15 protein-coding genes are annotated in these 20,664 nt (G+C 74.0%); 7 read left to right on the top strand and 8 right to left on the bottom strand.

Annotated features, from left to right (window positions below):
* The first annotated feature begins 71 nt into the window (after positions 1-71).
* Both ACGFI1_RS02705 and ACGFI1_RS02710 read left to right on the top strand, forming a co-directional pair.
* On the top strand, positions 72-1,901 hold the full coding sequence (locus tag ACGFI1_RS02705; protein WP_392782249.1) for an SNF2-related protein: 1,830 nt from the start codon (positions 72-74) through the stop codon (positions 1,899-1,901).
* Positions 1,886-4,027 (top strand): DEAD/DEAH box helicase, encoded by a 2,142-nt coding sequence (locus ACGFI1_RS02710; RefSeq protein ID WP_392782252.1) that lies wholly within the window; start codon positions 1,886-1,888, stop codon positions 4,025-4,027. The genes ACGFI1_RS02705 and ACGFI1_RS02710 overlap by 16 nt, the downstream gene beginning before the upstream one ends.
* Positions 4,028-4,051: 24 nt before the next feature.
* Here the strand turns inward: ACGFI1_RS02710 and ACGFI1_RS02715 are convergent, their stop codons facing one another.
* Positions 4,052-4,879 carry an alpha/beta fold hydrolase gene (locus ACGFI1_RS02715; protein ID WP_301177451.1) on the bottom strand — a complete coding sequence of 276 codons (828 nt, stop codon included), beginning with the start codon at positions 4,877-4,879 and terminating at the stop codon, positions 4,052-4,054.
* 157 nt (positions 4,880-5,036) lie between these two features.
* Here ACGFI1_RS02715 and ACGFI1_RS02720 point away from each other — a divergent pair, with 157 nt between their 5' ends.
* Positions 5,037-5,429, top strand: a complete 393-nt coding sequence (locus ACGFI1_RS02720; protein ID WP_301177450.1) for an OsmC family protein — start codon at positions 5,037-5,039, stop codon at positions 5,427-5,429.
* Here the strand turns inward: ACGFI1_RS02720 and ACGFI1_RS02725 are convergent.
* Positions 5,426-7,051, bottom strand: coding sequence for an alpha/beta hydrolase (locus ACGFI1_RS02725; RefSeq protein WP_392782257.1), 1,626 nt, complete (start codon positions 7,049-7,051; stop codon positions 5,426-5,428). The genes ACGFI1_RS02720 and ACGFI1_RS02725 overlap by 4 nt on opposite strands.
* Before the next feature lie 243 nt (positions 7,052-7,294).
* Between ACGFI1_RS02725 and ACGFI1_RS02730 the strand changes: the two genes are divergently transcribed.
* Positions 7,295-8,176, top strand: a complete 882-nt coding sequence (locus ACGFI1_RS02730) for a phosphatase PAP2 family protein (RefSeq protein ID WP_392782260.1) — start codon at positions 7,295-7,297, stop codon at positions 8,174-8,176.
* Between the two features lie 51 nt (positions 8,177-8,227).
* Here the strand turns inward: ACGFI1_RS02730 and ACGFI1_RS02735 are convergent, their stop codons facing one another.
* The 5 genes from ACGFI1_RS02735 to ACGFI1_RS02755 all read right to left on the bottom strand — a co-directional run bounded on the left by ACGFI1_RS02735 (position 8,228) and on the right by ACGFI1_RS02755 (position 15,224).
* Complete coding sequence (locus ACGFI1_RS02735) at positions 8,228-11,251, bottom strand: bifunctional [glutamine synthetase] adenylyltransferase/[glutamine synthetase]-adenylyl-L-tyrosine phosphorylase (RefSeq protein ID WP_392782263.1); 3,024 nt, start codon at positions 11,249-11,251, stop codon at positions 8,228-8,230.
* 27 nt (positions 11,252-11,278) lie between these two features.
* Positions 11,279-12,640, bottom strand: coding sequence for a glutamine synthetase family protein (locus ACGFI1_RS02740; protein ID WP_138640758.1), 1,362 nt, complete (start codon positions 12,638-12,640; stop codon positions 11,279-11,281).
* A gap of 150 nt (positions 12,641-12,790) precedes the next feature.
* A complete protein-coding gene (locus ACGFI1_RS02745) occupies positions 12,791-13,579 on the bottom strand; it encodes an amino acid ABC transporter ATP-binding protein (protein ID WP_386869038.1) in 789 nt (262 codons plus the stop codon).
* A complete protein-coding gene (locus ACGFI1_RS02750) occupies positions 13,576-14,403 on the bottom strand; it encodes an amino acid ABC transporter permease (protein WP_387070229.1) in 828 nt (275 codons plus the stop codon). The genes ACGFI1_RS02745 and ACGFI1_RS02750 overlap by 4 nt, the downstream gene beginning before the upstream one ends.
* Entirely contained in the window at positions 14,400-15,224 is an 825-nt protein-coding gene (locus ACGFI1_RS02755) for a transporter substrate-binding domain-containing protein (protein WP_240808453.1), read from the bottom strand. Before ACGFI1_RS02755 ends, ACGFI1_RS02750 begins: the two co-directional genes overlap by 4 nt.
* A 173-nt stretch (positions 15,225-15,397) precedes the next feature.
* Here ACGFI1_RS02755 and ACGFI1_RS02760 point away from each other — a divergent pair, with 173 nt between their 5' ends.
* On the top strand, positions 15,398-16,417 hold the full coding sequence (locus tag ACGFI1_RS02760; RefSeq protein WP_386869041.1) for a terpene synthase family protein: 1,020 nt from the start codon (positions 15,398-15,400) through the stop codon (positions 16,415-16,417).
* Here the strand turns inward: ACGFI1_RS02760 and ACGFI1_RS02765 are convergent.
* A complete protein-coding gene (locus tag ACGFI1_RS02765) occupies positions 16,357-17,379 on the bottom strand; it encodes a DUF5937 family protein (protein ID WP_386869042.1) in 1,023 nt (340 codons plus the stop codon). The genes ACGFI1_RS02760 and ACGFI1_RS02765 overlap by 61 nt on opposite strands.
* A 55-nt stretch (positions 17,380-17,434) precedes the next feature.
* Here ACGFI1_RS02765 and ACGFI1_RS02770 point away from each other — a divergent pair, with 55 nt between their 5' ends.
* Both ACGFI1_RS02770 and ACGFI1_RS02775 read left to right on the top strand, forming a co-directional pair.
* Positions 17,435-18,691 (top strand): MDR family MFS transporter, encoded by a 1,257-nt coding sequence (locus ACGFI1_RS02770; RefSeq protein ID WP_392782271.1) that lies wholly within the window; start codon positions 17,435-17,437, stop codon positions 18,689-18,691.
* A 32-nt stretch (positions 18,692-18,723) separates the two neighbouring features.
* A complete protein-coding gene (locus tag ACGFI1_RS02775; protein WP_392782273.1) occupies positions 18,724-20,514 on the top strand; it encodes an NAD+ synthase in 1,791 nt (596 codons plus the stop codon).
* Positions 20,515-20,664: the final 150 nt, after the last annotated feature.

Genomic DNA, 20,664 nt, shown 5'->3' on the forward strand with positions numbered 1-20,664 from the left:
TAGGCCGGGGGGTTGGGGTTTCCCAGGGGTTTGGGGTGGGGGCGCTGGCATTATGGGCGCGGAGGGGCGGGATGAGGGACTATGCCGGGCGTGTCCTGCGGGACGCGGAGGCGCTGCTGGACGCCGTGCGCGGGCTGGAGGGCGAGCGGCGGCGGCTGCGGGGCGAGGTGGAGGCGGCCGTCGGGGCGCTGCGGCGGGAGGCGGCGCGGGAGCGGCTGCGGTCCGTGCCGGTCGCGCGGCTGAAGGAGGTCGCGGACGGGCCGTTCCGGCTCGGGCCGGTGCACGGCGCGGAGTTCGTCACCGTGGTGGACGTCCTCGACTCGACGCCCCAGGGGCTCCGGCTGCTGCGGGGCATCGGGCCGGTCACGGCGGATCGGCTGCACTGGGCGGCCGTGCGGCTGGCGGAGGCGGCGGGGCGGGCGGCGGATCCGGGCATCGACCTCGGCCGGCCCGAACTGGAGCCGCTGGTGATCGCGGTGCACTGGCTGGTGCACGTCGATCCCGCGCAGGCCGATGTCGTGGTGGAGAGGGTTCCGTCGCTGCTGAGGCAGGCCCGGAGCAGGAGGTTCCTGCCGCCGTACCGGCGGAAGCAGCGGGCGGTCGCCGAGCTGGCGGAGATCCTTGAAACCGCCGCGGTCGTGCCGGACGAGGTGTCCGGTGACGAGGCGCGGCGTGACTACGAGCGGCGGACGGCCGAGTATCTGGGCGTGCTGGCGGACGTGGCCGGGGTCGCGTCCGGGGGCGCGGCCGCAGAGGGCTTTCTGCCGCCTGAGGCGGCGGCACGGGTCGCGGCCCAGAGGCTCGACGAAACGCATCTGAAGGTGCCGCTGGCGGATTACCAGGCGTTCGGGGCCCGGTTCGCGCTGGAGCGGCGGCGGGCGATCCTGGGTGACGGGATGGGGCTCGGGAGGACGGTCCAGGTGGTCGCCGCGATGGCGCATCGGCGGGCGGAGGGCGTGACGCGCTTCCTGGTGGCCTGCCCCGCGAGCGTCCTGCCTTCGTGGGTCCGCGACGTCGAGGCGTGCAGCGCGCTGCCGGCGCGTCCGCTGCACGGTCCCGGCCGGGCCGCCGCCGTGCAGAGGTGGGCCGACACCGGCGGCGTCGGTATCGTGCCGTTGGAGTCGCTGGCCGACCTGTACGTCTCCGCGGATGTCGCGGTGGGGATGTTCGTCCTGGACGAGGCTGACCGTGTGAAGAATCCCGACAGCGCTCGTGCGCGGGCGATCGGTTCCTGGGCCGAGCGCGTGGACGACGCCCTCTTTCTCACCGGGCTGCCGATGCGGGAACGGGCGGAGTGCTTCCGCACTCTGGCGGAGCTGCTCGGTTCGATGGTCCGTCCGGAGTACGCGGTCCTGGGGTCGCGGGAGTTCCGGGCGGGCGCCGCGCCGGTGTACCTGCGGCGGGAGCAACAGGACGTGTTCAGGGAGCTGCCCGATATCGTGCGCGTGGACGAGCTGGTGGCGTTCAGCCGGGCCGACCGGGCCGCCTACCGGGACGCGGTCGGGGCGGGCGACTTCGATGCGATGCGGCGGGCCGCGTTCGCCGTCCCGAAGACGTCCGCGAAGCTCAGGCGGTTGCGGCGGCTGGTCGAGGAGGCGGCCGCGGAGGGCTTGGAGACCGTCGTGCTGTCCGGCTTCCCGGAGGTGCTGGAGGTCGTCCGGGACTCGGTCGCCGTCGCGACGGCCGGGATCGGCGCACCGCCTCCGCCAGGCGCGGCCGTGGCGATCCTCTGCGAGCCGCAGCCGGACCGGGCCCTGGAGGCCCGCGCGATCGGCCGCCTCCAGGGCCGGACCGGTCCCCTGCTGGTACACCGCCTGGTGGCGCCGGGCGTGGACGAGCTGGTGGACGGCGATCCCGCACGGATCATCGAGGACGAGCAGGCGCGGTGGGGAGCGGAATGACCGGCGAGGCCAAGGACGTCCTGCGGGACGGGTCGGCGCTGCTGGGTGCCGCGCGCGATCTGATCGCCGACCACCGGCGGGCCGTGGCGGACGTCCACGCCGCGCTGGCGCCGCTGCGCGCCGAGGCGGCGAAGGGGCAGTTGCGGGAGATCCCGCTGGCGCGGTTGAAGGACGTCACGGACGGGCGGCTGCGGCTCGGCCCCCTGAAGGAGGCGGGGTTCGGCAGCGTCGCGGACGTCCTGGAGGCGACCCCGTACCGGCTCCAGCTGCTGCCGGGCATCGGGCCGCAGACCGCGCAGCAGCTGCACGCGGCGGCGGGGAGCCTGGCCGAGGCGGCGGAGCGGTCGGTGAGCGTCCGGATCGACGTCGACCGGCGGGACGAGGCGATGGCGCCGGTGGTCGTCGCGCTGCACCGGCTGGTCGGCGCGGGGCCGGAGCTGCCGAGGGCGCGGGCCGCCGCCGACGGGCTGGACGAGCGGCTCGGCCCGCTGGTGCACGACGCGCGGCCGGCGGGGTCGTGGTGGCGGCGGGCGTTCGCGCGGCCGGCGAAGCGGGAGCGGGCCCGGGAGGCGGTCGGCGAGCTGGCGGAGGCCCTGAGGGAGGCGGCGGGCGCCCGGCTGCTCATCTCGCAGGCTTCGGTGGACCTGCTGCGGCCGCACGTCTCGCCGGACGAGGCGTGGATCGACTTCGAGCTGCGCGCGTCCGACTACCAGACCCTGCTGGCGGAGCTGGCGGCGGCGGGGCCGGAGCGGGAGGCGGCCGAGGGGTTCCTGCCGGACGATCTGGCGGCGCGGGTCAAGGCCCAGCCGCTCGACGACGCCCACCGGCGGGTCGCGCTGTGCGGCTACCAGGCGTTCGGGGCGCGGTTCGCGCTCGCGCAGCGGCGGGTGATCCTCGGCGACGAGATGGGGCTCGGGAAGACGGTCCAGGCGATCGCCGCGATCGCGCACCTGCGGGCGGAGGGCGCGACGCACTTCCTGGTGGCCTGCCCCGCGAGCGTCCTGATCAACTGGGTGCGGGAGATCGAGCGGCGCAGCGCGCTCGCCGCGCATCCGCTGCACGGCGGCGGGCGGGGCGCGGCGCTGGAGGCGTGGGTCGCGGGCGGCGGCATCGCGGTGACGACGCTCGCGACGCTCCACGGCCTCGACGTCCCGGACGGGGTCCGGCTCGGCATGTTCGTGGTGGACGAGGCCCACTACGCCAAGAACCACGAGACCCGGCGGGCGCGGGCCGTGGCCGCCTGGTGCGCGCGGACCGAGCGCGTCCTCTTCCTCACCGGCACCCCGATGGAGAACCGGGTGGAGGAGTTCCGCAGCCTGGTCGCGCATCTGCGGCCCGAGCTGGCCGGGGAGATCCGGTCGAGCGACGCGGCGCTCGGGGCGCGCGCGTTCCGGTCGGCGGTCGCGCCGGTCTACCTGCGCCGCAACCAGCGGGACGTGCTCGTCGAACTGCCCGAGGTCGTGCGCGTGGACGAGTGGGAGGAGTTCAGCGCGGCGGACGAGGACGCCTACCGGGCCGCGGTGCTCGACGGCAACTTCATGGCGATGCGCCGCGCCGCCTACGCCGTCCCGGACAAGTCGGCGAAGCTGGACCGGCTGGCGGAACTGGTGCGGGAGGCCGCCGAGAACGAGTTGAAGGTCGTGGTGTTCTCCTACTTCCGGGACGTCCTGGACGCGGTGCGGGACGCGCTCGGAGCGGCGGCGCGCGGGCCGATCAGGGGCGACACGCCCCCGGCACGGCGTCAGGAGATCGTGGACGCGTTCACCGCCGAGCCGGGGCACGCCGTCCTGCTGGCCCAGATCGAGGCGGGCGGGGTCGGGCTCAACCTGCAGGCCGCGTCCGTGGTGATCATCTGCGAGCCGCAGGTGAAGCCGACGATCGAGACGCAGGCGATCGCCCGCGCGCACCGGATGGGGCAGGTGCGGACGGTGCAGGTGCACCGGCTGCTGACGCCCGGCGGCGTGGACGAGCGGATGCTCCAGATCCTGGCGCACAAGGCCCGGCTGTTCGACGAGTACGCGCGCCGCAGCGACCTGGCGGAGCAGGCCCCGGAGGCGCTCGACATCTCCCAGCAGGACCTCGCCCGGCAGATCGTCGCCGAGGAGCGGGAGCGGCTCGGGGCCTGAACGCGGGCCCCGAGCCGGCGGCGGTCAGGCGCGCAGGAACTCGAGGAGGTCGCGGGTGAAGCGCTCCTTGTCGCCCGGCACCATCGCGAGGCCGTGCGAGCCGCCCTCGTACACCTTCAGCTCGGCGTCGGGGATGATCTCGACGGACTTGCGGGCGGTGGCGTCGATCGGGACGATCTGGTCGTCGTCGCCGTGGATGATCAGCGTCGGGACGTCGAACCGGCGCAGGTCCTCGGTGAAGTCGGTCTCGGCGAACGCCGTGACGCAGTCGACGCCGGCCTTGACGCTCTCCTGCATGGCCATGAACCAGAACGCGTTCCGGTTGCCCTGGGTGGCCTTCGTGCCCGGCCTGTTGGCGGAGAAGAAGCTCTCGGACGTGTCCATCCAGAACTGCGACCGCTCGTTCAGGATGCCCTTCTTGATGTCCTCGAAGACCTGGGCCGGCACCCCTTCGGGATTGGTGCCGGTCTGCATCATCAGCGGCGGGATCGCCGACAGCAGCACCGCCTTGGACACGCGGCTCGTGCCGTGCCGGCCGATGTAGCGGGCCAGTTCCCCGCCGCCCATCGAGTGCGCCACGAGGACGACGTCCCAGACGCCGAGCGCGTCGATCAGGTCGTTGAGGTCGTCGGCGAAGGTGTCGAAGTCGTAGCCGTCCCAGGGCTGGGACGAGCGGCCGTGGCCGCGGCGGTCGTGCGCGATGGCGCGGAAGCCGGCGTCGGCGACCGCCTTCATGTGGTCGTCCCACGCGTCGGCGTTCAGCGGCCAGCCGTGGATGAAGAGGACCGGCCGCCCCCGGCCCCAGTCCTTGTAGTAGATCTCCGTGCCGTCACGTGTCTTGATGTGCCCCATCGGTCCCCCGAATCGATGATGCCGTGGCCTGCGGCGGCCCGGTCCCGGCGCCGCCTCCACCCCGGATACCCCGTGGTCTTCCGGGAAACGTCGTCGGGAAGAACGCGCCGGGACGCCGTGTTCACCTGGCGGGTATCGGACGATCAAAGGGGATCCCATGGCCGAGGTCAGGGTGGAGCGCACCGAGGACGGCTTCCGGGCGGTGAACGCGCGGGGCGCGGAGGTCGCGATCGGAGACGGCGACGCCGCGGGCGTGTTCACGCCGGTCGAGCTGCTGCTGGCGGCGCTCGGCGGCTGCGAGCTGGTCACGGTCGAGCCGCTGACCGCTCAGCGCGGGCACCGGATGGCGCGGCTCGCCGCGACCGTCCAGGCGGACAAGGTCGCGACGAGCACGCTGGGCACGATCACGGTGACCTACGACGTGGAGCTGCCCGAGGGCGACGACAAGGCCGAGGACGTCCTGAAGGCCGTGGCGGCGCGCGTCCACGAGCGGTACTGCACGGTCGGCGAGGCGCTCCGGGAGCCGAAGAAGGTCGAGCAGGTCGTCTAGCCGCAGGTCGTGCCGGGTGCCGGCGTCCGGCCGTCCAGGAGGTAGGCGTGCACGGCGGCGCGGACGCAGGGGTCGCCGGTGTCGTAGGCGCCGTGCCCCTCCCCCTTGAGGGTGAGGAGCACGGCCCGGCCGCCGAGCGCGCGCGTCAGCGCCGGCGCCCACGCGTACGGGGTGGCCGGGTCGCCGGTGTTGCCGACCACGAGGATCGGCGCGGCGGACGGGGCCGACACCTCCCGCGCCGACCCGTCGCCCGGGACCGGCCAGCCCGTGCACTGGAGCAGCCCCCACGCCATCGAGGGGCCGAAGACCGGCGAGGCCTCGCGGAACTTCGGCAGCAGCCGCCGCACGTCCGCGGGAGTGTGGCGTTCGGTCGTGTCGGCGCAGGTGATGGCGGTGTTGGCGGCGGACAGGTTGCTGTAGGCGCCGTCGCCGGACCGGCCGTTCTGGACGTCGGCGAGCATCAGCAGCAGCGAGCCGTCGCGGCGCTTCACCGCGTCCACGAGGCCCTGGGCGAGGTAGGGCCAGGCGTCCCGGGAGTACAGCGCGGCGGCGACGCCGGTCGCGCCGAGGCTCTGGGTGAGCTTGCGGCCGGACGACGTCGCGAGCGGTCTCCGGTCGAGCCCGGCGAGGATCCGCCCGACGGACGCGGCGACCGCCGGGCCGTCGGCGCCGAGCGGGCACGACGTGCGGCCGAGGCGGGCGCAGGCGGCGGCGAAGCCGCCGAGGGCGCGCTGGAACGCGCCGGCCTGCTGGAGGGCCAGGTCGGCGGCGCCGATCCCGGTGTCGACGGCGCCGTCCAGGACGGCCCGCCCGACGCCGCCGGGGAACTGGTGGGCGTAGGCGGCGCCGAGCCAGGTGCCGTAGGAGACGCCGAAGTAGTGCAGTTTCGGGTCGCCGAGCGCGACGCGGATCGCCTCCATGTCGCGGGCGGCGTCCTTGGTGCCGACGTGGGGCAGCAGGTCGCCGGAGCGGGTCGCGCATCCCTTGACGAAGGCGGCGCGGGCGTCGATGTACGCGGTCTCCTCGGCGGCGGTGTCGGGGGTGTCGTCCAGGGCGGCGAGCCGGTCCAGGCGCCGGTCGTCCGCGCACCGGACGGGGGCGCTGCGCCCGACGCCGCGCGGGTCGAAGCCGACCAGGTCGTACCGGGCGCGGAGCGCGGCGTACTCCCCCGCGGCCTGGACGAGGGTGTCGACGCCGGCGCCGCCGGGGCCGCCGAAGTTGAACAGCAGCGAGCCGATGCGGCGCCGCCGGTCGGTCGCCGGCACCTTGACCAGGGCGAGGCCGATGGTCGCGCCGGACGGTCGCGCGTAGTCGAGCGGTACCCGGAGCGTCGCGCAGCGGATCCCGGCGGGCCGGGGCGCTCCGCCGGGCGGCGGGGCGGGCAGCCCGGTGCAGCGCGCCCATGTCAGGGGCGGCGCGGCGGGCGGGGACGGGAGCGTCCCCGCAGGCGGGATCGGAGCCGTGCCGACCGACGTGCCGACCGACGTGCCGATGGCGGCGCGGGGCGCGGCGGCCACCGGGCGCCCGTGCCCGGTCATTCCGTGGAGGGACACCAGTCCGGATGCGGCCACTCCGGCGGCGGTCACCAGTGCAATGCCGGGAATGCCCCGGTACTTAGCCATTCATCCCCCTGTTCGTGTCGCGGGGGGCGCTCGTGACCTACCCAGGGCCTCTTATGCTGACTCCTGATCAACTCCATAGGCTCCACGCGCATGGGGGAGCACGCAGGGCATCCGCCCGGCGTCCCCGAGGGCCCTCCCCCGAAAGTCCGGATACCGCATCAGGGTCGTACTACTCAAGGCTGAGATGAAGACCATTCATTGCGGTGATCTCTTTAAGGGGGCCCTGAGGCAAAGATAGGTAGCATGGCTCAACCCGCCCCCCCAGCAGCCCGCAGAGGCCAGGCCGCCGCAAGGATGCGGCACCGGGTGCTCACCGCGCCTCCGGTCTGGCGTGAGCTTCTGCTGGTCGTCCTGTTCTACACCGGATATACGCTGACGCGCGTCGTCCTGGTTCAGGACGGCACGGGCCCGGCGTTCGCCCACGCGGACGAGATCCTGCGCCTGGAACGCCACCTGGGGCTGGACGTTGAGCTGCACCTGAACCACACCCTGCTGGCCGTGCCGTGGCTGGCGCGGACCGCCAACATCTTCTACGCCACGATGCACTTCATCGTGACGCTCGGCGTCGTCGTCTGGCTGTACCGCTACCGGCCGGAGCACTACCGGTGGCTCCGCACGTCCATCATGGTCGCCACGGGGGTCGCGCTCATCGGGTTCTGGCTGTACCCGCTCGCCCCGCCGAGGTTCCTGCACAGCGAGGGCTTCGTCGACCCGGTGACCGCGCTGCACTCGCTCGGCCTGTACGCCAGCGACGCGTCCGGGAGCCTGACCAACCAGTACGCGGCGATGCCGTCGATGCACGCCGGCTGGGCGCTGTGGTGCGGGTTCATCCTGGTCAAGCTGGCGTCGCGGCCGTGGGCGAAGATCCTCGGCGCGCTGTACCCCGCGACGACGGTGTTCGTCATCCTGTCCACCGCCAACCACTACGTGCTGGACGCGGTGGCGGGGATGGCGCTGATCGGCGGCGCCCTGTGGGTGTCGTGGCTGCTCTACGCGCGCTGCCCCATCCCGATCCTCATCGTGCGGGCCCGGATCACGCACCGGCTCGCGCAGCGCACCGGCCGTGGCCCCGCGACCCCGTCCGGGACGGGCCGCGCCGCCCCATGCCGGGCGAGCAGGCCCTGACGGCCCTACTACCGGAGTAGTAGGGCCTCCTCCAGTGGTACGCCCCGCTTCTCAGTCGGCTCCATAGAACACGCGGTCGACGACGGCGCGCGCGCGGCGGGTGCAGCGCCGGTAGTCCTCCAGCAGGTCCCCCGTCCCCGGATAGCCGAGGACGCGGGTGACGGCGCTGCGCTCCCGGTGGTGGTCGGTCGGCAGCAGGTCGGACGCGCGGCCCCGCACCAGCATGACGGCCCCCCGGATGCGGGTCGCCAGGCACCACGACTCCGCGAGGACCTCGGCGTCGTCCGCGTCCAGGAGCCGGGCCTCGACGGCGGCGTCCAGCGCGTCCAGCGTCCGGGTGGTGCGCAGCCCTGGGACGTCGTGGGCGTGCTGGAGCTGCAGGAGCTGCGCGACCCATTCCACGTCGGCGAGGCCGCCCGGCCCGAGCTTGGTGTGCAGCCGCCGCTCGACGCCGCGCGGCAGCCGCTCGGTCTCCATCCGCGCCTTCAGCCGCCGGATCTGCCGGACGGCGTCGTCGCCGATCCCGTCCTCCGGCCAGCGGACCGGGTCGATCAGCGCGCGGAACCGCTCGCGCAGCCCCGCGTCGCCGATCAGCGGGTCGGCGCGCAGCAGCGCCTGCGCCTCCCACGGCTCCGACCAGCGGGCGTAGTAGGCGGCGTAGGACGCGAGCGTGCGCACGAGCGGCCCCTGCCGCCCCTCCGGCCGCAGGTTCGGGTCGATCACCAGCGGCGGGTCGGGGGCGGGCAGCGCGAGCAGCCGGCGCATCTCCTCGGCGACGGCGTGCGCGGCGCGCCCGGCGGCGGCCTCGTCCGCGCCGGGCAGCGGGTCGTGCACGAACATCACGTCGGCGTCGCTGCCGTAGCCGAGCTCGTGCCCGCCGAACCGGCCCATCGCGACCACGGCGAGGCGCGTCGGCAGCGGCTCCCGCGCCTCCATCTCGATCTTGTGCACGGCGGTCCGCAGCGCGGCCTCGATCGTGACGGTGGCGATGCCGGTGAGGGCGTCCCCGACCGTCCGCACGTCCGCCAGGCCGAGCAGGTCGGCGACCGCGACGCGGAACAGCTCCCGGCGCCGCAGCCCGCGCACCACGCCGACCGCCTCCTCGGCCGGCCGGCCGCCCTCGGCATGCCGCCGGACCGCGGCGAGCGCCTCGGCGGACAGCGCCGCGCAGGGCCGCGGGGCGAGGTCGTCCTCGCCGCCGCCGAGCAGCGCGACCGCCTCGGGGGCGCGCAGCAGCAGGTCGGTGGCGTACCGGCTGGAGCCGAGCACCCACGCCATCCGCTCGGCGACGGTCACCTCGTCCCGCAGCAGCCGCAGATACCAGGGCGTCGTGCCGAGCGCGTCGCTGACCTGCCGGAACCCGAGCAGTCCCGCGTCCGGGTCGGGCGCGTCGGCGAACCAGCCGAGCATCACCGGCAGCAGCGTCCGCTGGATCGCGGCGCGCCGCGACACGCCCGCGGTCAGCGCCTCGATGTGCCGCAGCGCGCCCGCCGGGTCGGCGTACCCGAGCGCCTCCAGCCGGGTCCGGGCGGCCTCGGGGGTGAGCCGGGCCTCCTCCCCCGGCAGCCGCGCCACGGCCCGCAGCAGCGGCCGGTAGAACAGCTTCTCGTGGATGCGGCGGACCTCCCGCGCGTGCCGCCGCCACAGCGCGGTGAACTCCCCGACCGGGTCGGTGCGCAGGCCGAGGGCGCGGCCGAGGCGGCGCAGGCCGTCCGCGCCGTCCGGGACGAGGTGGGTGCGGCGCAGCCGGTGCAGCTGGACGAGGTGCTCCACCCGCCGCAGGAACCGGTACGCCGAGGCCAGCGCCGCCGCGTCGTCGCGGCCGACGTAGCCGCCCTGGGACAGCGCGGCGAGCGCGTCGAGGGTCGCGCGGGCGCGCAGCGACTCGTCGGCGCGGCCGTGCACGAGCTGGAGCAGCTGCACCGAGAACTCGACGTCGCGCAGGCCGCCCGGCCCGAGCTTGAGCTGCCGCTCGGAGTCGGCGGTGCGCCGGTTCAGGTCGGTCTCGACGCGGCGCCGCATGGCCTGGACGTCCTCGACGAAGCTCTCGCCCTCGGCCGCCCGCCACACCACCGGGGTGATCATGTCCAGGTAGCGGGCGCCGAGTTCGGCGTCGCCGGCGACGGGCCGGGCCTTCAGCAGCGCCTGGAACTCCCAGGTCTTGGCCCACCGCTCGTAGTAGGCGCGGTGGCTGGCGAGGGTGCGCACCAGCGGGCCGGCCTTGCCCTCGGGGCGCAGCGCCGCGTCCACCTCCCAGAGGGCGCCCTCCTCGGTGCTGGCCGAGCAGGCCCGCATCATCGCCGACGCGAGCCGCGTTGCGGTGCGCAGCGCGGCGTCCTCGTCGTGCCCGTCGCGGGCCTCGGCGACGAAGACCACGTCGACGTCGCTGACGTAGTTCAGCTCGCGGGCCCCGCACTTGCCCATGCCGATCACGGCGAGCCGGCACGTCCCGTGCTCGGGGACGCCGGCCCGCGCGACCGCGAGGCCCGCCTCCAGCGCGGCGGCGGCGAGGTCGGCCAGCTCGGCGGCGACCGCGGCGACGCCGGCCGCGCCGATGAGGTCGCGGCCGGCGAGGGCGAGCACCCGGCGCCGGTAGGCGACGCGCAGCGCGACGAGCGCGTCGCCGGCGCCGGCCACGGGCTCCGGGTCGGCGGGGTCGGCGCCGACCGCGGCCAGCAGCTCGTCCCGGGGGCCGCCGGGCGGCGGCGCCCAGCCGTCGCGCAGCACCCGCCAGTGGCCGGGGTGGCGGGCCAGGTGGTCGCCGAGGGCGGCGCTCACGCCGAGCACCGCGGTCAGCCGCTCCCGCGTCCCCGGCTCGGCGGCGAGGGCCGCGCGCAGCTCGGCGCCCTCGCCGTGCTCGTCGGCCGCCGCGAACAGGCGCAGCAGCCCGTCCAGGGCGAGGTCGGGGTCGGCGGTGCCGCCGAGAGCGTCGAGCAGGTCGGCGCCGGGCGGCGCGCCGGTGCCGCGCTCGGCGTCCCGCAGCAGCCACTCGGCGCGCGCCGCGTCGGTGAAGCCGAGCCGCGCGAGGCGTCCGGCGAGGGAGGAGCGGCGTTCGGGAGTGCGGGACTCGGTCACAGCGTCAACCGTAATCCGGCCGCCCCGTTAGAGCACCGCCAGCAGGCGCCTGCGCTCGAACTCGGTCACCTGGCGCCGGTACTCCTCCCACTCCTGCCTCTTGTTGCGCAGGAAGAAGTCGAACACGTGCTCGCCGAGGACGTCGGCGACCAGCTCGCTGCGCTCCATCGCGTGGATCGCCTCGTCCAGGTTCTGCGGCAGCGGCTCGATGCCGAGGGCGCGCCGCTCGGCGACGGTCAGCGCCCAGACGTCGTCCTCGGCGCCCGGCGGCAGCTCGTAGCCCTCCTCGATGCCCTTCAGCCCGGCGCCGAGGATCGCCGCGAACGCCAGGTAGGGGTTCGCGGCCGTGTCCAGCGACCGGAACTCGATCCGCGTCGAGTGGCCCTTGTGCGGTTTGTACATCGGCACGCGGACGAGCGCGGACCGGTTGTTGTGCCCCCAGCAGATGTAGGACGGGGCCTCTCCCCCGGCGCCGGCGGCCGAGCCGACGTTGCCCCACAGCCGCTTGTAGGAGTTGACCCACTGGTTGCACACCGCGGTGATCTCCGCGGAGTGCCGCAGCAGCCCGGCGATGAACGCCCGCCCGACCTTGGACAGCTTGAACTCCGCGCCCGGCTCGTAGAAGGCGTTGCGGTCGCCCTCGAACAGCGACATGTGGGTGTGCATGCCGGAGCCGGGGTGCTCGGTGAACGGCTTCGGCATGAAGGACGCGTGGACGCCCTGCTCCAGCGCGACCTCCTTCATCACCAGCCGGAACGTCATGATGTTGTCGGCGGTGGTGAGCGCGTCGGCGTACCGCAGGTCGATCTCCTGCTGGCCGGGGGCGCCCTCGTGGTGGCTGTACTCCACCGAGATGCCCATGGCCTCCAGCATCATGATCGCGTTGCGCCGGAAGTCGTGCGCGGCGCTGTGCGGGGTGTGGTCGAAGTAGCCGCCGGAGTCGGCGGGCTCGGGCTCGCTGCCGTCCTCCGGCTTGTCGTTGAGGAGGAAGAACTCGATCTCGGGATGGGTGTAGAAGGTGAACCCGAGGTCGGCGGCCCGCGACAGCGCCCGCTTCAGCACGTAGCGGGGGTCGGCGAAGCTCGGCGTCCCGTCCGGCATCAGGATGTCGCAGAACATCCGCCCGACGCCCGGCGACTCCGAGCGCCAGGGCAGCACCTGGAAGGTGGACGGGTCCGGCTTGGCGATCATGTCGGCCTCGTACACGCGCGCGAAGCCCTCGATCGCCGACCCGTCGAAGCCGATGCCCTCGCCGAACGCGCCCTCCAGCTCGGCGGGCGCCACGGCCACCGACTTCAGGAACCCGAGCACGTCGGTGAACCACAGCCGGATGAAGCGGATGTCGCGCTCCTCCAGCGTGCGGAGCACGAACTCCTGCTGACGGTCCAAAGCCTTCTCCCTCGGTACTGCCCCGCCGCCGACATGGGGCCGGGCAACGCATGCCGGCCGCGAGAGACGGTCCGGCTACTTCGCAGTATGCCCGGTGGCTGTTACCGCGACGTTACACCGGACCATTCCCGCTGACCGGAACATATCCGACTACTCACCCTCCCCGACCCGCGCGGCGGCCGGGTCGAGGACGCGGGACAGGAACGCCCGGGTGCGCTCGTGCGACGGGTCGGCGATCACCCGCTGCGGCGGGCCCTCCTCGACGACCACGCCGCCGTCCATGAACACCACCCGGTCGGCCACCTCCCGGGCGAACGACATCTCGTGGGTGACCACGAGCATGGTCATCCCGGCCTCCGCCAGGCCCCGCATGACGCCGAGGACGTCGCCGACGAGCTCCGGGTCCAGCGCGGACGTCGGCTCGTCGAACAGCATCACCTCCGGCCCCATCGCCAGCGCGCGGGCGATCCCCACCCGCTGCTGCTGCCCGCCCGACAGCTGCGCCGGGTACGCGTCGACCTTGTCGGACAGCCCGACCCGCTCCAGGTTCTCCCGGGCGATCCGCTCGGCCTCCGCCTTGTCCCGCTTCAGCACCTTCCGCTGCGCGATCACCACGTTGCCGAGGGCCGTCAGGTGCGGGAAGAGGTTGAAGGACTGGAACACCATGCCGATCCGGCGGCGGACGGCGTCGATGTCCACCTCGGGGTCGGTGACGTCGGCGCCCGCGACCCGGATCGTCCCCGCGGACGGCTCCTCCAGCAGGTTGACGCAGCGCAGCAGCGTCGACTTGCCCGACCCGGACGGGCCGATCACGCACACCACCTCGCCCGGCTCGACATGGAAGTCGATGCCGCGCAGCACCTCGTTCGTCCCGAACGACTTGCGCAGCCCGGTGATCTCGATGGCTCCGCCGCCGGTGCCCTTGCCGAGGCCCGTCATCGCTGCCCCCTGCGCTGCCGCGCCTCCAGCCGCCGGGCCAGCAGGCTCAGCGGGATCGTGATGATCAGATAGCAGATCCCGGCCACGATGATCGGGGTCGTGTTGCCGACCTGGCCCGCCAGGTCGCGGCCGAACTTCGTCAGCTCCCGCTGCTCCAGGGTGATGCCGAGGAAGAGCACCAGCGAGGAGTCCTTGCAGAGCAGCACCAGCTGGTTGGTGAGCGGCGGGATGACGATGCGGAACGCCTGCGGAATGACGATCGACCGCATCGCGCGGGCGTGCGACATCCCGAGGGAGCGCGCCGCCTCCGTCTGCCCCTTCGGGACGGCCTCGATCCCGGCCCGGATCGTCTCCGCCATGTAGGCGCCCGCGGCCAGGCCGAGGGCCAGCGCGGTCTGCCCGACGGCCCCGCCGGGAACGGTCGTCCCGAAGGCCAGCGGCACGCCGACGCTGATGAAGATGAAGATCAGCAGCAGCGGCAGGCCGCGGAAGACCTCGATGAACGCCGCCGCGAACCACCGGTAGGGCGCGACCGACGACAGCCGCATCAGCGCGATGGCGAGGCCGAGCACCAGCCCGAGCCCGAAGCCGGTGGCCGTGTAGACCGCGGTGTTGCGGAGGCCGACCGTGATGACGTCGGGGAACAGGCTCTTCGCGACCTCCCAGTTGGCGAAGTTCAGCCGCAGCGTGCCCCAGTCGGCCAGCAGCACGACCACGATCACGACGAGGGCGAAGAGCCCGTACTGCCCGCCGAGCGACAGCTGCCGGCGGCGCCGGCGGGACAGCCCGCCGGGCACCGCCGCCTTGACCGGTTCCGCGGTCACGACCCGCCGCCGGCGGCCGCGGGCATCGGACCGATCCACTTCTCGTAGATCTTCTTGTAGGTGCCGTCGGCCTTGGCCTGCGCGAGCACCTCGTTAGTGATCTTGACCAGCTCGGGGTTCTTCCCCTTGCGCATCCAGAAGCCGTACTGCTCGCCGGTGTTCAGGTTCGCGACGATCTCGTAGCCGGAGTTCGCCGGGTCCTTCAGCCAGCCCTTGACGACCGGGTCGTCCTGGACGATCACGTCGACCTGGCCGGTGCGCAGCGCGTCCAGCTCGGCGTTGGAGTTGTCGAACGAGCGCGGGTCGAAGCCCTTCTCCTTGACGAAGTCCTCGCCGGTGGTGCTCGCCTGGGAGCCGAGCTTCAGCTTCTTGTTCTTGACGTCGTCCAGCGAGGTGATCCCGCTGCCCTTCTTCGCCATCAGCGACTGCGTCGCGTCGAAGTAGGGGGCGGAGACGTCCATGAACTTCACCCGGTCGGGCTTGATGGTCATGCCGCCCATCTGGATGTCGCACTTGCCGGCGTTCAGCGCGGCGCCCGTCTTCATCGTCTCGAACGGCGTGTCGACGACCTTCTGCGTGACGCCGAGCTTCTTGGCGACGAGGTCGATCAGCTCGACGTCGAAGCCGACGACCTTGCCGGTCTTCTTGTCCTCGGACTGGAACGGCGGGTACGGCAGGTGGGTGCACGAGGTCAGCGCGCCCTTCTCGATGAGCGTCACGCCCTGCACGGTGGCGCCCTCGTCGCCACCGCAGGCCGACGCCGTCAGCGCCAGGGCCGCGAGGCCCGCGCCCAGTGCCCATCGCACGGTCCCTCTGGACACTTTTCCTCCTGGTATGAGCGTGTTGCCGATCATCGAACTATCGCACGTCAGGGCGGCGTCCGGTACGGGCGGGCGGATGGCGCCTCCATGACCGTCCGCACGGAACCGTTTCCCGGAAATTGACGCGGCGATCATGGTCGCTCGACGGAATGATCATTAGCGTGGTCAGGGTCGTGGACATCTCTCTTCTGCTCTCGATGACGGACCGGGTGCCCGCACTGGCGACACCGTCGGCCATGCACCCGGAGTCGTGGCGGCTGTGCGCCCAGGTGGAGACCTGGGCCCGCGGCCGCGGCCTCGTGCTCGGCGATCCGGACACCTCGCCGCTCGGCCGGGCCCGCTGCGAGCGGCTCGCCGCCCGCGTGCTGCCGTCCGCCGAGCTCGCCGGGGTCGACCTGTTCGCCCGCTGGCTGACCTGGGCGCTCGCGCTGGACGACACGATGGACCACCCGCCGCTCGCCGACAGCGGCAGCGCCGTGCACGCGCTGTACGACGACCTGCTGCGCGCGATGCGGCGCGGCCACGCCCGGCCGGGGGCGCGGCCCCTGGAGGCGTCGCTGGTCGAGCTGTGGCAGGAGACGGCCAAGGACATGAGCCGCGAGTGGCGGCGCCGGTTCATGCTGCAGCTGGAGACGCACCGGGACGGCTGCGCGGAGGAGGCGGTCAACCGCCGGATCCGGCACGTCCCGACGGAGGCGGAGTACCCGCCGCTGCGCCGCCGGGCGTGCGGGCCGTTCCTGTACGACCTGGTCGAACCCGTCCTCGGCGTCGAGCTGCCGGCCCGGCTGCTGCGCACGCCCCGCTGGAAGACCCTCGCCGACGGCGTCGCCGACGCCGTGGCCTGGTCCAACGACCTCGCCTCCTGCGACCTGGAGGCGGCCCGCGGCGACGTGCACGCGCTGCCCGCCGTCCTCGCCCGGACGCGCGGGCTGACCGCCGAGCAGGCCGCCGCCGCCGTCGCCGACCAGATCGTCGACCGGCTGGAGCAGGCGTGGGCCGCGGCGCGCAAGCTGCCCGACATGCTCGACCGGCTAGACCTCACGGTCGCACAGCGCGCCGCCGCCGCGCAGGTCGTCAAGGTGCTGCTGGACACCCCGCGCGCCCACCTGGACTGGCTCGCCGAGTCCGGCCGCTACGCGCCCGACTCGGCGCCCGGCACGCTGCGCCTGGACGCGCTCGCCTCACTGCGCTGACCGCGCGCGAGCGCGTCGCCCGCCGGGGTGCGCACGTACAGGACCCGGCGGCCCATGCGGTGCCCGGTGACGAGGCCGCAGGCCCGCAGCACGCCGAGATGCTGGCTGACCGCGCCGGGGGTGACGCCGAGCCGCCGCGCCAGGTCCGTCGTCGCGGCGGGCCGCGCCAGCGCGGCGAGCAGCTCCGCGCGCCGCCGGCCGATCAGCGCGGCCAGCGCGTCCCGCCGCTCGTCCGGCCGCCCCGTCTCCCACAGCGTCGCGACGCCGCGCGGCGGATAGCTGAGCATCGGCTGGTAGGGCGGCATCATCACCGAGACGTGCGGCCACACGAACGCGCTCGGGACGAGCAGCATCCCGCGCCCGGCCAGCTCGCCGCGGAACGTCCAGCGCCGGTCGACGGTCAGCGTCCCGGCGCGCCACGACACCGCCTCGTGCAGGTCGCCGAACACCCCGGCGGCGCCCTCGGCGGCGAGCGCGCCCGTCCGGCGCAGGACGTCCCCTTCGAGCAGGTCGCGGACGCGGGGCCAGAACGGCTCCACGGCGACCTCCCAGTACCGTTCGAGCAGGTCGGCGAGGTGCGCCAGGGTGCGCTCAGGAGTGGCCGCCATCGCCAGCCGCGTCGCGCCCGGCCGGGTGCCGAACTCCGTCCAGCGCAGCTCGGCGGCGACGACCTCCGGCGGCGTGGCCCGGACGATCCCCAGCTCCTCGGCGAGGTCGGGCAGCGGGGTCCCCGGCGGCGGGGTGAGGAAGTCGGGGATGTACCCGGCGGGCCCGACGACCTCGTGCAGCGGCCCGAGGCCGAGCCCGCGCAGCCGCGGCCGGACGGTGCGCACCCACGGCAGGTGCAGCGCGTGCCCGGACGGGTCGGCGAGCACCCGCAGGCTGCGCACCATCTCCCACAGCGGCGAGAACGCGAACCGGACGCGGGCCACGTCGTCCGGCGCGAACACGAACTCGATCATTCAGTCCAGGCTAAATGATTATCCGGTGCCGTCCGGAGCGCCCACCATCGTGCGAGTGACCACTCTGGAAGACACCCCCGTCGCCGCGCCGGGCCGGGTCGCGGCGTTCCTGCGCCCCCGTGTCGGCGGCTTCCCCCGGCCGTTCTGGGTGCTGTGGGCGGGGACGCTGCTCAACCGCCTCGGCACCATGGTCGAGCCGTTCCTCGGCCTCTACCTCACGACCATGCGCGGGCTGTCGCTGGCGCAGGCCGGCGTGGTGATGGCGGTGCTCGGCGCGGGCTCGCTCGGCGGCCAGATCGTCGGCGGGCTGCTCGCCGACCGGATCGGCCGGCGGGCGACGCTGACGATCGCGACCGTCGGCACCGGCGCCGCGATGCTCGCGCTCGGCTACGCCCAGGGCATCGCCGCCCTCGTGGCGGCGGCGCTGCTGCTCGGCGTCCTGCTGGACATGTACCGGCCCGCCGCGCAGGCGATGGTGGCCGACATCATCTCCCCCGCCGACCGGCCGCGCGCCTTCGGGCTGCTGTTCTGGGCGATCAACCTGGGCTGGGCGGTCGCGATGGTGCTCGGCGGGACGCTCGCGCAGCAGGGCTTCCTGTGGCTGTTCTGGATCGACGCGGCCACCTGCGCCGGGTTCGGCCTGCTGGTGTGGCGCGCCATCCCCGAGACGCGGTCGCGGGAGACCCGCGCCGGCGGCACCGGCGGGTTCCTGCGCGTCCTGCGCGACCGCGTCATGGTCGGCTACGTACTGGTCACCCTGGTGTACACGTTCGTGCTGATGCAGGGCATGACGACGATGCCGCTGGCGATGAAGGAGGACGGCCTCGGCCCCCAGTCCTACGGCCTCGCGATCGCCGCGAACGGCGTGCTGATCATCATCGTGCAGCCGCTGGTGAACGCGTGGCTGGCCCGCCGCGACCACAGCCTGGTGATGGTCGCCGGGTTCCTGCTGGTCGGGCTCGGCTACGGGCTGACCTCGCTGGCCTCGACGGTGGCCGCCTACACCGCGACGATCCTGGTGTGGACGCTAGGGGAGATCACGGCGGCGTCCGTCCTGCAGGCCGTCGTCGCCGACCTCGCGCCCGCCGACCTGCGCGGCCGGTACAACGGCCTGTACGGGATGGCGTGGTCGGGCGGCTTCCTGCTGGCGCCGCTCGGCGGCACCCAGCTGCTCGGCACCGGCGGGGCGGCCGCACTGTGGCTGACCTGCGCGGGGCTGGCCCTCATCGCGGCGCTGGCGCAGCTCGCCCTCGCCCCCGCGATCCGCCGCCGCCGGGCCGCCGCGCTCGCCGCCGACTTCTCGTCAAAGTGACGAAACGGCCGCGCGCGTTCTACCCTGGGAGGGTGGCACAGCTCAGGATCGCGCTCGCGCAGGTGAACCCGACCGTCGGCGACCTCGACGGCAACGCCGACCTGATCGTGGAATGGAGCCGGCGCGCCGCCGACGCGGGCGCGCACCTGGTCGCCTTCCCCGAGATGATGCTGACCGGCTACCCGGTGGAGGACCTCGCGCTCCGCGCGTCCTTCGTCGAGGCGTGCCGCCGGGCCCTGGACCGGCTCGCCCGCCGGCTCGCCGACGAGGGCCTCGGCGACCTGCCCGTCGTCACCGGCTACCTGGACCGCCGCTCCGTCGGCCCGGTCCGCTCCGGGCAGCCCGCCGGCGCGCCGCTGAACGCGGCCGCGTGGCTGCACGGCGGCGAGGTCCTGGTCCGCTCGGCCAAGCACCACCTGCCGAACTACGGCGTCTTCGACGAGTACCGGATCTTCGTCCCCGGCGACCGGCTGCCCGTCGTCCGCGTCCGCGGCGTCGACGTCGCCACCGTCATCTGCGAGGACCTCTGGCAGGACGGCGGCCCGGTCAGCGTCACCTCCGCGTCCGGCGCGGGCCTGCTGCTCGCCGTCAACGCCTCCCCCTACGAGCGCAACAAGGACGACGTCCGCCTCGACCTGTGCACCGAACGCGCCCGCGAGGCGGGCTGCGCCCTCGCCTACGTCAACATGGTCGGCGGCCAGGACGAACTCGTCTTCGACGGCGACTCCGTCATCGTCGGCCCCGACGGCACGCCCCTGGCCCGCGCGCCCCAGTTCGTCGAGCACCTCCTCGTCGCCGACCTGGCACTCCCCGCCGCCGACCCCTCGGCCGCACCCGGCCGCACCCCGGTCGACGCCCACGACGGCACCACCATCACCATCGACCGGCATGTCCTCACCCCGGAGCCGCTGCCCGCCTACCCGGTTCGGCCGCAGGCCGCCGCCGAGCCAATGGACGACCTCGCCGAGATCTACGCCGCGCTCGTCCTCGGCACCCGCGACTACGTCCGCAAGAACGGCTTCCGCTCCGTCGTCCTCGGGCTGTCCGGCGGCATCGACTCCGCCCTCGTCGCCACCATCGCCTCCGACGCGATCGGCCCGGAGAACGTGCACGCCGTCCTGCTCCCGAGCCGCTACTCCTCCGAGGGCTCCGTCGTGGACGCCGAGGACCTCGTCAAGCGCCAGGGCGTCAACTCCCGCACCGTCCCCATCGCCGACATGGTCGAGGCGTTCGAGAAGCAGCTCGACCTGCACGGCCTCGCCGCCGAGAACCTCCAGGCCCGCATCCGCGCCAACGTGTGGATGGCCCTGTCCAACGAGCACGGCCACCTCGTCCTGACCGGCGGCAACAAGAGCGAGCTCGCCACCGGCTACTCCACCCTCTACGGCGACTCCGCGGGCGGCTTCGCCCCGATCAAGGACGTCTTCAAGCTCACCGTGTGGCAGCTCGCCCGCTGGCGCAACACGCAGGCCGGCGTCGACCTGCCGTTCCTGCATCCGTTCGCGCAGGAGCCCATCCCCGAGGCCATCATCGTGAAGGAGCCGTCAGCCGAGCTGCGCCCCGGCCAGCGCGACCGCGACACGCTCCCCGAGTACACCGTCCTGGACCCGCTCCTCGCCGACTACGTCGAACGCGACATGGGCCGCGAGTCCCTCATCAAGGCCGGCCACGACCCCGCCCTGGTGGACCGCGCCATCCGCCTGGTCGACATCGCCGAGTACAAGCGCCGCCAGTACCCCCCGGGCCCGAAGATCACCCCCAAGAACTTCGGCCGAGACCGCCGCCTCCCCATAACCAACGCCTGGCGCGAACAAGAACACTAACCCCAACCACCGCCCACGGGTCGGGCGGCCGGAGGGCGCTCTAGCGCCCGGAGGCCGCCCGGCCCGCCGGGCGAGAGGCTGTTTCGCCGAGACGCGCCAGCGGATCGGGGAAACAGCCTCCCGCCCGTAACGGGGGTTCCAGGGGGTCGC

This window comes from Actinomadura geliboluensis, from assembly GCF_043197915.1.
In the GTDB taxonomy this organism is placed as follows: Bacteria; Actinomycetota; Actinomycetes; order Streptosporangiales; family Streptosporangiaceae; genus Spirillospora; species Spirillospora geliboluensis.

Bases quoted from the DNA above. Each gene is read 5' to 3' on its own strand.
- ACGFI1_RS02705 (WP_392782249.1), top strand. From the start codon at position 72: ATGAGGGACTATGCCGGGCGTGTCCTGCGGGACGCGGAGGCGCTGCTG.
- ACGFI1_RS02715 (WP_301177451.1), bottom strand. From the start codon at position 4,879: ATGGGGCACATCAAGACACGTGACGGCACGGAGATCTACTACAAGGAC.
- ACGFI1_RS02720 (WP_301177450.1), top strand. From the start codon at position 5,037: ATGGCCGAGGTCAGGGTGGAGCGCACCGAGGACGGCTTCCGGGCGGTG.
- ACGFI1_RS02725 (WP_392782257.1), bottom strand. From the start codon at position 7,051: ATGGCTAAGTACCGGGGCATTCCCGGCATTGCACTGGTGACCGCCGCC.
- ACGFI1_RS02730 (WP_392782260.1), top strand. From the start codon at position 7,295: ATGGCTCAACCCGCCCCCCCAGCAGCCCGCAGAGGCCAGGCCGCCGCA.
- ACGFI1_RS02745 (WP_386869038.1), bottom strand. From the start codon at position 13,579: ATGACGGGCCTCGGCAAGGGCACCGGCGGCGGAGCCATCGAGATCACC.
- ACGFI1_RS02765 (WP_386869042.1), bottom strand. From the start codon at position 17,379: ATGATCGAGTTCGTGTTCGCGCCGGACGACGTGGCCCGCGTCCGGTTC.